We start from the raw sequence: 12178 nt of genomic DNA on the forward strand, positions 1-12178 counted from the left end.
TGTTTATCCACAAGCAGGAACAGTTAAGCCGTGCGCCAGCTGCGGTTCTAGATGGCACTTGGTACCGAACAAGTGCAGGGCTGTCTTAGGGTTGATGGGTGATCTTTACATCGGTGAAATAACCTTCGGTGCCCACGTCGACCCACAGGCCAACACCGCCCGTTTGCGTAGGGCCGTGCTTTAGGTCCGTCACAATCAAGGCAGGTTGTTGTGTATTGTTCAGGTACAACTTCGCCACCTGCCCGCTGATCACTATTTTTAGGGTAATCCATTCATTCAGTGCCATGTCGGCATACGATTCGTAGCGCTCCGGGGCTTCTTTCCGCAGGCGGTCAAATTTATAATCCGGGTACGAGTAGTATTGAATGGAATGGTTGCGCCTGATCTGATCGTCTGCCCGGCCATTGGTCGGACGAATGTAAATACTCTCGTAGCTCGAGTTGGTTTCGTTGATCCGGAACGCCACGCCGATAAAGCCACGGGCACTTTCCGTCGCATTCCTGAGAAGTCGGCTCAGCACCTTTACTTCGATAATGCCATTGGTAAAGTTAACGCCTTTGAGTCGAACGAACGTGGGTTCATCAACTTGTTCAATGGTAGAGTCTTTGACAACGCGGAGTGCTTCCTTATCCCGTATACGCGTCAACGACATGGATACCTGATTTGGCACTAATTTATCTTCAGTCAGTTTGATGGTCTGCGCCTGCAAGCTCGTAGTCCCTGCCAGGAAACCGATCATCAGGGCGAATAACGTTTGTTGCATAGTGTGTAGTTTAGCGGATTACAGGGTAGGGGAGCACGACAATCTTTCCGGCTCCCTGATTACTATCCATAAAGTGGTGAGCCATCACGATCTCATCCAGGGTAAACGTCCGACTAACGGCGAGCGTTATCTGTCCTGCTTCGATCTGGTGAATAAAGTCCTGAAACACCGCCGTTGGGCTTGTAATCTGGCCGCTGTTGTAGGTAGTCAGCCGTACGGTGGTGGGGATAACGTCCATGGGAGCGAAGTCAGGAATCGACCAGCTTTCGGCCAGCATCCCACTCATGCAGCCCGTGCCACCGGGTTTGAGACAGGTTAGCGAGTCGTGCAGTGTAGACGTACCTACGAGTTCCAGCATCTTATCAACGCCCTCGGGATAAATTGACCGCACGGCCTCATTGAGTGTCCCATTGTCAATCAGCACATGGGTGGCTCCATTTTCCCGCAACGCCGTTTCTTTTTGAGGATTACGCGTAGTGGCCAGCACCGTCAGGCCCGCATTTTTAGCCAGCTGGGTGGCCAGCATGCCCACCGACGAGCTGCCACCGCGAATTAGTAGAGTTTCACCCGGTTGAATAGCCAGAGCCGGATAGAGTGAGCCGTAAGCCGTTTGAAACATTTCGGGAATCGCACCCAGTACATCCCAGGGCAACGTACTCTGAAATGGCCGTACCAGATCTTTCGGTAACACAGTATACTCGGCATAGCTACCATCAAAATCCCGACCCATTCCGCCCATCAGCGCCATAACGGGCTGACCCTTGGCATACTGGCCGGAGGGGTCAATGTCTACTTCGCCGACGCATTCGATACCCAGCACTCGCGGAAATTGAACACCGGGTGAGAAGCCCTTGCGAGTCATTAGTTCGGAGCGATTCAGGCCGAAGGCTTTGACCCTGACCAGGACCTGTTCTGGCAACGGGGTCGGTACCGGGCGCTCTTCCAGGATAAATTCAGTGGGTGACCCAGGGCGATAGATGACAGCAGCTTTCATGGTAAAAACAGGTTAGTGTTGTAAAAAAGGCATTGTGCTGGCCCAAACCGCCGGAAAGTTAGCCAGAAATACGGGGTGGGGTGCATCGGGAATAATGCTGAGCTGGCTATTTGGAATCATCCGATAAGCCGCAATGATCGTTAGCCTTGACATACTGCCCTGCTCTGGGGTTGTTGCCGTAGGGAATGGCACCCGCTGGTGATGGTGTTGACAGCATAAAGTGTCGCAAGCCCACTACCGATTGGCAAGGAGCCATTGACGCACTAAGCAAGAATAAAATCAGTAATCGCCAATTCATGTTGCATCCAGTTGATGATACAAAAATGGCCAAGGCTGAACGAGTCCGGAATAAGCTAGCTTAAGAAATACCCTTGAACTAGATTAAGGGTAGAGACGATCAGGAAGCCAGATCTTTCCTGATTTTGCTCAAAAATTCGGGTGTAATGCCCAGGTAGGAGGCAATTTGGGTGTTAGGAAGTCGTAACGCCAAGTTAGGGTACTGTCCCAAGAAGGTAGTGTAGCGTTCCTGTGCCGTCGAACTGATTGATTGCAGTACCCGATTCTGGAGTTCCACGTAGTTGTTCTCGATAATGACTTTGAAGATCCGGTCTAGCTTCGGTATGTTCGTATAGAGAAAATAAAGATCCTGCTGGGCAATTTGAAGTATGACCGAGGGCTCAATGGCTACGATAAATAAGCCACTGGGCTGGCCGGAATGAAAGCTACCAATGTCAGCGATCCACCGGGCCGCCGGGCGGTCATTCTCCGCGGCAAATTGCAGATTATGCTCGGTTCCTTTCTTGTCAACGGCAAACAGTCGAAAGCACCCTTTGACGACAAATGAATAGTGTTTACAGGGAAAACCCTCCTGTAAGATAGCCTGCCGACGCTTGACAGGCCGTTGCACTACTCGTCCTTCCAGGAGATGTTTTTCATGGTCACTCAAAGGCATGTAATGCTCGAAGTGGTCAATCAGTGGCTGAAGTGTCAAATCGGTAGGCAGATCGAAACGTGTACGATGTAAGCATGACTGCATATACGCTGAAAAAGTTCGGCAGCTTTAACGCTGGACCGGTGTAGCATCTATGGCAATAAAAGATCAGAAAAACAGGGTCGTCGACATAGGGTCCTACGATAACACGAGAGTAGGTCAACAGTTTCAGGGTGGCAAAATTGCAACGGAATTCCTGATTCGACGCCACATCGTCCCGTTTACGATCCAACAAAGGGAGAGATTTTCACGTTTTGTTAAGAGGAATCGGCAGCCAAGACGTCCGATCAGCAGAAATACGATCAGACGTGATCGCGATGGCTGCCAGGGTAACGGAGCCAACCTGGTACTGTCCTCGTAGTGGTCGATGCCTGGTTTGTATAACGCTGCGCTCACGAAACAAACGCTCAACGAAACATGAAAAACCAAGTTCTGCTCAGTATCGCCAGCACGTTACTGGTGGTTGCTTCCTGCAAATCGGATGTAACCGACGAAGCAACGCCCACCGGATCAACCAGCACCTCACCGGTCGAAACCAACCAGCCAAATACGACATACACTCCGGCTTTTGCGGGACAAACCCGAGCGGCCGGTGTTCGATCAACCACCAGCTACGAAAGCACCGTTCTGACCACCGCTCTCAGGAGTCCGTGGGGCATAACCAGCCTACCCGATGGCAGACTGCTGATTACGGAAAAGGCTGGTACCATGCGCATTGCCACGACAACGGGACAGCTTGGTCAGCCGATCACCGGCATTCCGACGGTCAATGCAGCGGGGCAGGGCGGGCTTCTGGGGGTTCGGGTCGATCCTGCATTTGCGACCAACCGAACAATTTATTGGGTGTTTTCTGAGTCCGGTACTGATGGTAATCTGACGGCGGTGGCGAAAGGGCAATTGTCACAGGATGAAGCCAGAATTGAGGGCGTAACGGTCATCTACCGCGCTTTACCGGCCTATCGGGGAACGGCGCATTATGGCGGTCGAATCGTAATCGATCAGGCGGGCAACTTGCTGATCAGTACGGGAGAACGATCAGATCTGGCGACTAGGCCTCAAGCCCAGTCGCTGAGTTCAGGACTGGGAAAAATTGTTCGTATCACGAAAGAAGGTAATCCAACATCGGGTAATCCGCTGGCCGGACAAGCGGGAGCCCGGCCCGAATTATATACCTACGGGCATCGCAATCCGCAGGGATTGGCGCTCCATCCGGTAACGGGTGATCTGTGGCAAAGCGAACACGGGCCAAGAGGAGGTGATGAACTAAACCACATTCAGCCGGGTGCTAACTACGGCTGGCCAACCATTACGTACGGGCTCGAATATAGCGGTAGCCGGGTAGGAGATGGTATTCAGCAACGGGAAGGGCTTCAGCAACCCGTTTACTATTGGGACCCCGTTGTCTCGCCCAGCGGTATGACGTTCTATAGCAGTGATCGCATTCCGGAATGGAAAAATAATCTCTTTATCGGTTCCCTGAGCGGTATGCACATCGCCCGGTTGGTAATCGAGAACAACCGGGTTGTCGGCGAAGAACGGTTGCTGGCGGCTGAGTCGCAGCGATTCCGGGACGTAACCCAGGGAATAGACGGTGCTTTGTATGCCATCACGGATGAAGGTAGATTGTACCGAATCGATAAACGGTAGGAGCCAACGGTAGTCCATTGATGCAGTCAGCCAAATCGGTCCAGTTGAGCAATTCGTTGCCTAGCTGGACCGATTCGATTACAAGTCAGCCTCGTTTATAGGCCGGAAAGTGTTGCAGTGAAACGTCCGGGCACATAGCCTACGACTGTACACGTCCGGACCATTCCGACGGTATAGCTTTCGGGATTAATATATCTACTCAGCAGATGTGAGTCAGTATCAGCTTACGTACCGAATATTGTTCGGCAGGTCGTTTGTGGCTTCGCTAGTTCCGCCCGTCAACGATTTCCTTACTCCTTTGTCTTTCAGCATCTGCCCAATCTCATTGGCTAGATAAATAGAGGCCTCGATCTCTGCTTTACGAATGGCGACACTTTCGATATTGAAGCCGAAAGGAATCGAGCGTTCCACACAGAACGTAGTTAGCGCCGACGCGATATCGAGGCATACGTTTACGGACTTTTCCAGGATGTCGTCTGATTTTTTCAGCTCGTCTTTCAATTCATCCGGCACGTGGATGCCTAACCACTCCATAAAATGAAGCGTTTTGGCCGATCCGCAGGCGGTGAGGGTGAAAATAATAGTCGGGGGAGAGATCTGTTGCCGGTTGCAGCGGCTGGACAAATCGTCGATGACTTGCTTGGCGTAATCAAGGTTGAAAACGCACTGAGAAATGAAGTACGACACACCGCAGTTCATTTTATCCAGTATCCTGACATCTTCATCGTTCAGCACGTTATGCCGTTCGGGGATGGTTACCGCTCCAATAACGGATGTATCCCGGTGCTTACTCCAGATAGCATAAGCTTCCTGAAGACTGGTCTTTACGGGAAAATCCGGTGCCGGTACGCCGACAAAAACGGGATAGAACTGGTGTGCGTGCAGCGTTTCCAGCCAATCCGCCAACTCTATGGAAGAAAACTTGCCGGCAGGGCGGTAGATTATTTTCGGAATGGTCAACGTGTCCAGATAACCGGAAGCAAAAACCAGAGGGTCCAGCGCATTTAAGAACGGAAAGGGCCTTTCTTCTGTCGTCCGGGCTGATTCATCCTGGACATCATACACGACGAGTGCATCGATGTCCAGCGCAGCCAGGCGCTCTATTGTTTTTTGGGCAATTTCGGCAACGCGTTCAGGGGTAGTGCCGGCTTTGGGAGGAGTGATACCATAAAGTAGCACGCCCGATTCTCCGGACTTTATTTTTTCTAGAAACATGATGGGACTTGTACCAGTGCTTAAGGCTCCTTTTCTGGTTTTTAAAGGTACGGCCTATATCGTAAAATGTCCACTATCGTCGGTTTAACTTCCTTACGCATTTACACTGATCCAGGCCTATCATTCAGAAAATGAGAGCAGTAACGGTATGTGTGACACGTCAACTAGCTTGCTAATATACCATGCCAGCCTTACGGAGTCGGGTCCTGTTACTCAGGCGTAGTCCGGCAATGTGATCTCATCGCCCTTACTCTCGTCTTTGGATTTGGTCGGGGTAAACAGACCGACCAGTTTTTGAATCAGCTTACTGGCGAAGATACCGGCAACGGTGTTCAGGGTCGAAACGCCCAACTTCGTTTTAGGATACACCAGCCAGGGGACCCCAGGCGGCAGCTGTTGCACAGCCTCTACGTAGGGACGCATGCGGTTTTCATAAGCGATAAATGCGTCCTGATAGTGTTCATGGCTGGCCAATTCACCCGCCAGCAGGTAAGCGCCTACCATAGCCAGTGTCGTTCCTTTACCAGTCAGCGGTGTGGGGCAATAGGCTGCGTCACCAATCATCGCGACCCGTCCGTCTGACCATCTGGGTGCTTTTATCTGACCGATTTTGTCGAAATAAACATCCGGCGAACTATCCAGAGCGTCGATAATCCGGTTCGCTTCCCAGCCGGCACCAGCCAGTTTACCTTTTAGCACCAGTTTCTGCTCGATGGGGGAGAGCTTTTCGTACGCTTCATCCGATTCTAGGAAAGCGACGGAGGCCCGCATGGTTCCCTGATTATCGGGACGGAGCATGATAATCCGGCGATCGACAGCCGTGTACCAGCGCCACCAGTTGTTATCGGTTTGTTCTCTGGGAATAGTGAGGTAGGCTGTATACAGGCCCAGATACTTGAAGACGGGTTCCTCGCCAAAAACGAGTCTACGGGTGCTGGAGCGAACCCCGTCGGCAGCAACAACGAACTGGAAAGTATCGGTCTTACCACTCGAAAAGGTGACGCTTACATGATCAGCCTGCTGCTCAAGGGCGTTGATCGAGTCACCGAACCGGTAAATCACATCATGCTTGGTGCAGTCATACAGAATGTTGACCAGGTCGCCCCGTAGAATTTCCAACTCCTGAGTTCCGCTGACAGGACCCTCTTTGGGAAAAGCAGCCGTTACCTGGTTGTCCTGCCCGATAAATTGCAAGCCTACTTCGCCCGTGTTTGCCGCCCGTATGGAGGCTTCAATACCCATTTTCTGCGCTATCTTCTGGGCTGGGCCGTTCACATCAATGTTCTGTCCACCTAATCGCAGGGATGCTGACCGCTCAACGATGGTAACACTAAAACCGTACTTGGCCAGCCAGAAAGCCAACGTTGGCCCCGCAATGCTGGCTCCTGATATGAGTACTTTTTTTGATTTGCAGGTTATCATTATGATAAAATAATTAGCAATAAACTAAAGCTTACCTTTGACCGACTGGCTACCAAAGTAGCTAGCTTGTGAATTGATTAAATAACTATATCGTACTTTTTTTGTTTTATTGGTACGAAAATATAGTAAAATTATGACAAATGCGTCAGCTATCCCAGTTCTTACTGCCTGGGAACGTTACTGTACAGAACATCCACAAGCCAACCTCCGGGAGTTTGCCGGATGGCTACTTCATCACCTTGATCCCCTGCGACAAACACCGCCCTTGCCCGATTCCGAGCCCGTGCTAAAGTCGGGCCAACGACTATCAGAAGCGTTTGGAGATGATGAGTTCCTGACGGCGTTTTTTGTGGGACGACTAAATCGATATGCTAAGTCGTATGCCAAGCCCATCATGACTGAGCATGGCTTTGCTAGTGCCGACGAATTTCTGTTCCTTTCGCTGATCGCCCAAATGAACATGCCCACCAAAAAAGAGGTGTGTATTGCCAATGCGACGGAGTTCACAACGGGAGTCGATATTTTGCGCCGACTGATAAGGCAGGGATTGATTCAGGAAACACCTGACGAACGCGACGGCCGGGCTAAACGATTGTCGATGACGGATAAAGGCCGCGTCACTGTTCAGAACGTATATGAGCAGCTGGCGCAGCTGGAAGACAATTTATTGGCTGACTTAGACAGTGTTGAACGGACGCACTTTTTACAAACGTTGAAGTACCTGAATAACTATCACTTCCAATTTTACAAACCATAATAGGCGATAAAACTATCCCGCCGATGGCTCTATAATCTGTTACTAAGTTTTAGGACTAGAGCTATAAACTGAGAATGTATTGAAACTATGAAAGCATAATGAGATTATATATTTACTACCCAAGTAAATATATACAACATCACAGGAGGTAATGCTAATAGTAGTAGTTGTAATAATTTTGTTGAAATCGGGAGGTTAGTCACAATGAACTAAAGCCACGTTTTCATCAGCTCCCTATATAGATCGCGCACTTGTTGCTTTTCGTAATCAGTGTCTAATGTCTGATCAGCGTAATTAACTATTAGCTCGGCTTGCTGGCGCAGAATTGGTCTTCGATCTTCGGAGCAGGCGGCCTCATTTACCAAAGCCAGTGTCCGCAGCAATCGTCTGAATACGGCGTGATCTCCTTTCGCGTTAATACGCGTCAGGTCAAAGGCCAGCCGGATGTAGTCATCAAAGTCAGCGCTTCGTACCAATACTCGCAGATGCTCCCCATCGGAGCGAAACCCGGTTGGAATGTTGCGCTGGGCAATTTGCTCGCTAACGGCACCCAGGTAATCCACAGCCATTATCGCGGTGGTCGTATCGTTAATGCCGGCAGATAGCGCTTTCAAGGCGATGTCTACTAACTGCTGAACGCCGAACGGCACGTCCTGCTCTATGTTCCGGTGTCGGCCAATACTGACATAATCTATCAGGTCATCAGGCCAGTCGGCTTGCTCAGGATCGGGACGTTCTATGCCACTGCGAACACTGAAAAGAACGGTACCTTTGCCCAAAAAAGTACCCATTTCTTTCTCGATACGGACCACCACTCCGTTGCGGGTTGCCCAGTTTAGCAGACCTTTCGTATTAATCAGTTGTAGATAGCCCGATTGATTGGTTATGACCGGATGCCAGCCTGCTTGATCGTTGGTATACTGACGAGCGGCTTCGGCCTTTTCTGGATCGTTAATTGGTTCGCCAAACTGATCCGGAAATAAATTCGCAATTGCTTTTCCGGTATCACGATAAATATGTTGAAGAATCGTACCCGTCTGGAGGGATTCGGCAATGTGATGGATAAAGAATATCAGTGCGGCAACACCACCCAAGGCCAGTAGCAAACCCACCAGAACCGCCGTTGATGGAACAAACTTCACCTCTTCCGTGCCTCGTATGGTGCCCAGTACAATCAGGCAGTAAGCAAACACACCAACAAAATAGCCAATAACGACCTGATTGACACGATCCCGCATAAAGTTGCGCAGCACCCGGGGCGAATACTGACTACTCACCTGGGAAATCGTTGACAGCGTTGACGAAAAGGCTAAAGCCGCTACTGTCAGCATGGAGCCCGCAATAGCTGATAACATCCCCCTAGCACCATCTGCCCCAGAGGCAAACAGTAACGGAAAGCGTTTTGCCCCTTGCCAACTAGTGTGAGCATCAAACTCCACCAGTTCGTAGGCCAGTCCGAACGAAGCCAAAACCATCAGTCCGGGCACAAACCAGAGCGATTCGTGAAGTTGTTGCCAGTAGTGACGAAGGCGGGTAGGCATCTTGATACGTAAAATCAATCAATTGGATCCATCAGCATTAACCTTGCTGAATGCTGACGTTTATCGGATGCGTAAGATTGCCTAATCGACGGACAAAGCGGCTTACGCATTCGATAAACACGACAACGTGGTAGCGATCTCTAGCGAACAATCGGTCCTTTGTTCACAACCCGTTGTAGCACACGATTAACGGAATACACCACACCGTTCGTAGCTCGAACATCAGCCTGTAGAACTTCGGCTACTGTACCTCGTCCGTCTTTGATCGTAATGTCACTCCCCTGTTTATGAACGATCAAAATCTGCCCTGCCAGGTTGGTCAGGCTTTGTCCATCTTTCAACTGGTCCGATGTTATTCTTCCTTTGACAACGTGGTACGCAAGAAACTGAATGAGCCGTTGTTTGCTGGACGGCAACAGTAAGTCGCTCAGTTCACCATCCGGTAGTTGAGTAAAAGCTGCATTCGTGGGTGCAAACACCGTGTAGGGACCTTTGTCATTTGCTTTTTTAAGCAGGTCTGACGCTTTCAGCAATTGAAGCAACGTAGTATGATCGGCTGATTCAGCTGCGCTAAGACCCAAGCTAAGGCCAGTTTTACTACCGCTGGCTTTCAAAACGGTAGTCTCTTGCTCAGCTACAGGAGCCTTGGTTTGAGCGGTTGCACCCAACTGTAGCAATAACAGGACAGCACAAGTAAGCGAAATACGAATGGTGTAAGTCAGTTTCATGATCTATTAGTTTAGGTGGTCAGACACTCTGTTGACGAGGTATCTACCGTACCATTAACCTGAGAGCCTATTTAATGTTTGTTGCCGCAAATGAGCAAGCGCGCGATTTACGCATTATCGACAACCGCCCATACCATTAAGTATAATCACTTATCATTACGAGTTAAATCCGTTTGTTGTTGTTGACTATTGATAAAGTAGATTATAAGCCGATTTGATTCGTAAAAACGCCTACCCTGCCCATTCGATAGCCGTCGACGAAACCAAGATCAGGGAGTCTATAGCGGTGAGCTGTCGTCCCGGGCAGGTGGTTATCAGGATAACGTCTCGGATGATCTCAGTTTAGTTCACTCGTTTACTAAATTGACCTTCTGGCTAGATTAACTATACCGTCTGTCTACTCGTGCGTACTTTATCCTAAGATAGCTTTCGATGGTACAGCTATCTTCCAGGAGGAGTTTGTTCGTACAGCATGGCCGAATTAGCTCGTTGGGCGCTTCGATTCACCGATTTCCACCGTAAGAATGGTTTCTCCACCAATCGCCACGATAAATAACCGGCGACATAGGAGCCAACGAAAACGACCCACAAATAAGCCCCCTGATGTAACAGATTCATTGTTACCAGCACATTCAGCAGTAAGCCGTGATACATATACACTCCGTACGAAATATCGTTCCCTTTCAGCAATCGGTCCGCCAGCGTAGGCACGGTATAAGCCAGTGATATACTACTCAGCACCAATAAGATGCTCTGTACAATCGGCCCCAGTGTTGTGGTACCCCATACTGTCCAGAACAGACTGGTGAAGGCCAGCCAATACAGGCCCTTGCCGCGAATCCATTGCCAGCGGTGGAGTTTCCATCGCTGGGCAACTACCCCCGTCAGAAACAGGTAGATATGAGGCATAAATGTGTAGCGAAGCAGCTTTTCGAACGTTGATTCGTTGAAGATCGTTGCTCCTGGTCGATAGAGTGCTTTACCCATGGCAAACACCACAAAAAAGAGCCACCAGCCGACCAGTTGCCAATTACCCCTTTTGTGATTGGTTTTGCTAATCAATTGGTAACCAATGGGCAACAGCGTGTAGAATTGGAGTTCGATCGGGATCGTCCAGATGCTGCCGTTGTAGGAGCCGAAGCCAAAATCAGCCAAAAAAGCTGGCGTGTAGATAAGCCCAAATCCCTGACTAATGAACCACAGCCCCCCTTCGAACGTGAATAGCTGAGCCGGGTGAAGCCACCAGAGCACTAGCCCTGTTGTGAGTAACAGACCCCACAAACCCGGAAAGATGCGCAGCAGCCGGTTACGGCAATAATGTTGCCAGGTTGGGCTACGTTCCAGGGAGGCCGAGATCAAATAGCCACTAATGCCGAAAAAGACGGGTACGCCGGGGAAATAACTCAGTAAGCTGTTCCAGCCGGGAAAATCAAGTTGCAGATGCCGCAGCGAATGGACAAGCAGCACTTGAGTAGCGGCCCCAATTCGGATCAAATCAAAATTATTTTGTCGGAAGCTGAGATCGGTGCGGCCTACGTTCATAATGCGTGTTAGTTACGGACACAACTGTTCTTTTGTGACGGTCTTTGATCCCGACACCTCCATACGGAGAGCAGTCTGTTTGATGTTATGCGTGCACAGGCCATCTCCGCAGCCAGCGGACATTGGTGTACGATAGTTGGTTTTGATGAGCTTGAAAATTTCATCGGAAACACGCTCGGTAGCAACGTGAAACGAAGACCGAGCATTGGTGATGTATAGAAATTCTCCATTCTCACGCACGTTCCAGTTAATAGCCTGAACGTTCCTTTTCAGCGTTGTATTCATAAAAAAAAACTGTTGAGCAACACATCCCGAAACGATCGGAATGGATACAAACGACTACTACCACCGCCCTTCACAAGCGGTCAATGAGGAGATAAGAAAGCATGGTGGGACTTCCCCGGCCTCGAGAGAAGCCGTACGACAGCTTGACCGAGAAGCGGTCAGCGTTGGGTTGTCAGGGGGGAGTAGGTTGTTGCATCGTTGTATACCTAACGACAAAGGTCAAAAATTGATTAAGGAATCGTCAATTTAGGGTAAACTAGTACAAAATCCTTAGTGAACGGGACTATTTTTGA

General features: G+C 49.9%; 12 protein-coding genes. 2 read left to right on the forward strand and 10 right to left on the reverse strand.

Features of this window, described 5'->3' with window-relative positions:
- Positions 1-85: 85 nt before the first annotated feature.
- The 4 genes from GK091_RS27615 to GK091_RS27630 all read right to left on the reverse strand — a co-directional run bounded on the left by GK091_RS27615 (position 86) and on the right by GK091_RS27630 (position 2793).
- Positions 86-763, reverse strand: coding sequence for a hypothetical protein (locus tag GK091_RS27615; RefSeq protein ID WP_164043978.1), 678 nt, complete (start codon positions 761-763; stop codon positions 86-88).
- Positions 764-773: 10 nt separating this feature from the next.
- Complete coding sequence (locus GK091_RS27620; protein WP_164043979.1) at positions 774-1757, reverse strand: zinc-binding alcohol dehydrogenase family protein; 984 nt, start codon at positions 1755-1757, stop codon at positions 774-776.
- Positions 1758-1769: 12 nt separating this feature from the next.
- Positions 1770-1949 (reverse strand): hypothetical protein, encoded by a 180-nt coding sequence (locus tag GK091_RS27625; protein WP_212593021.1) that lies wholly within the window; start codon positions 1947-1949, stop codon positions 1770-1772.
- 205 nt (positions 1950-2154) lie between these two features.
- Positions 2155-2793 (reverse strand): Crp/Fnr family transcriptional regulator, encoded by a 639-nt coding sequence (locus tag GK091_RS27630; RefSeq protein WP_164043980.1) that lies wholly within the window; start codon positions 2791-2793, stop codon positions 2155-2157.
- A 372-nt stretch (positions 2794-3165) separates the two neighbouring features.
- Here GK091_RS27630 and GK091_RS27635 point away from each other — a divergent pair, with 372 nt between their 5' ends.
- Complete coding sequence (locus tag GK091_RS27635) at positions 3166-4395, forward strand: PQQ-dependent sugar dehydrogenase (RefSeq protein ID WP_164043981.1); 1230 nt, start codon at positions 3166-3168, stop codon at positions 4393-4395.
- 219 nt (positions 4396-4614) lie between these two features.
- Here the strand turns inward: GK091_RS27635 and GK091_RS27640 are convergent, their stop codons facing one another.
- Both GK091_RS27640 and GK091_RS27645 read right to left on the reverse strand, forming a co-directional pair.
- Positions 4615-5610: a methylenetetrahydrofolate reductase gene (locus tag GK091_RS27640; protein WP_164043982.1), complete on the reverse strand. Its 996-nt coding sequence runs from the start codon at positions 5608-5610 to the stop codon at positions 4615-4617.
- A 213-nt stretch (positions 5611-5823) separates the two neighbouring features.
- On the reverse strand, positions 5824-7032 hold the full coding sequence (locus GK091_RS27645) for an FAD-dependent monooxygenase (protein WP_164043983.1): 1209 nt from the start codon (positions 7030-7032) through the stop codon (positions 5824-5826).
- Between the two features lie 133 nt (positions 7033-7165).
- Here GK091_RS27645 and GK091_RS27650 point away from each other — a divergent pair, with 133 nt between their 5' ends.
- Positions 7166-7789 (forward strand): MarR family winged helix-turn-helix transcriptional regulator, encoded by a 624-nt coding sequence (locus tag GK091_RS27650; protein WP_164043984.1) that lies wholly within the window; start codon positions 7166-7168, stop codon positions 7787-7789.
- A gap of 209 nt (positions 7790-7998) precedes the next feature.
- Here the strand turns inward: GK091_RS27650 and GK091_RS27655 are convergent, their stop codons facing one another.
- The 4 genes from GK091_RS27655 to GK091_RS27670 all read right to left on the reverse strand — a co-directional run bounded on the left by GK091_RS27655 (position 7999) and on the right by GK091_RS27670 (position 11885).
- Positions 7999-9330 (reverse strand): DUF2254 domain-containing protein, encoded by a 1332-nt coding sequence (locus tag GK091_RS27655; RefSeq protein WP_164043985.1) that lies wholly within the window; start codon positions 9328-9330, stop codon positions 7999-8001.
- A 140-nt stretch (positions 9331-9470) separates the two neighbouring features.
- Positions 9471-10058 (reverse strand): fasciclin domain-containing protein, encoded by a 588-nt coding sequence (locus tag GK091_RS27660; RefSeq protein ID WP_164043986.1) that lies wholly within the window; start codon positions 10056-10058, stop codon positions 9471-9473.
- 441 nt (positions 10059-10499) lie between these two features.
- Complete coding sequence (locus GK091_RS27665; protein ID WP_164043987.1) at positions 10500-11600, reverse strand: acyltransferase family protein; 1101 nt, start codon at positions 11598-11600, stop codon at positions 10500-10502.
- 12 nt (positions 11601-11612) lie between these two features.
- The gene (locus tag GK091_RS27670; protein WP_164043988.1) at positions 11613-11885 is read right to left on the reverse strand and encodes a hypothetical protein; all 273 of its coding nucleotides are present in this window, start codon (positions 11883-11885) and stop codon (positions 11613-11615) included.
- Between the last annotated feature and the right edge of the window lie 293 nt (positions 11886-12178).

This window comes from Spirosoma agri, assembly GCF_010747415.1.
In the GTDB taxonomy this organism is placed as follows: domain Bacteria; phylum Bacteroidota; class Bacteroidia; order Cytophagales; family Spirosomataceae; genus Spirosoma; species Spirosoma agri.

Excerpts from the sequence above, each read along its gene's own strand:
- GK091_RS27615 (WP_164043978.1), bottom strand. The coding sequence starts at position 763 with ATGCAACAAACGTTATTCGCCCTGATGATCGGTTTCCTGGCAGGGACT.
- GK091_RS27620 (WP_164043979.1), bottom strand. The coding sequence starts at position 1,757 with ATGAAAGCTGCTGTCATCTATCGCCCTGGGTCACCCACTGAATTTATC.
- GK091_RS27630 (WP_164043980.1), bottom strand. The coding sequence starts at position 2,793 with ATGCAGTCATGCTTACATCGTACACGTTTCGATCTGCCTACCGATTTG.
- GK091_RS27635 (WP_164043981.1), top strand. The coding sequence starts at position 3,166 with ATGAAAAACCAAGTTCTGCTCAGTATCGCCAGCACGTTACTGGTGGTT.
- GK091_RS27640 (WP_164043982.1), bottom strand. The coding sequence starts at position 5,610 with ATGTTTCTAGAAAAAATAAAGTCCGGAGAATCGGGCGTGCTACTTTAT.
- GK091_RS27645 (WP_164043983.1), bottom strand. The coding sequence starts at position 7,032 with ATGATAACCTGCAAATCAAAAAAAGTACTCATATCAGGAGCCAGCATT.
- GK091_RS27650 (WP_164043984.1), top strand. The coding sequence starts at position 7,166 with ATGACAAATGCGTCAGCTATCCCAGTTCTTACTGCCTGGGAACGTTAC.
- GK091_RS27655 (WP_164043985.1), bottom strand. The coding sequence starts at position 9,330 with ATGCCTACCCGCCTTCGTCACTACTGGCAACAACTTCACGAATCGCTC.
- GK091_RS27660 (WP_164043986.1), bottom strand. The coding sequence starts at position 10,058 with ATGAAACTGACTTACACCATTCGTATTTCGCTTACTTGTGCTGTCCTG.
- GK091_RS27665 (WP_164043987.1), bottom strand. The coding sequence starts at position 11,600 with ATGAACGTAGGCCGCACCGATCTCAGCTTCCGACAAAATAATTTTGAT.
- GK091_RS27670 (WP_164043988.1), bottom strand. The coding sequence starts at position 11,885 with ATGAATACAACGCTGAAAAGGAACGTTCAGGCTATTAACTGGAACGTG.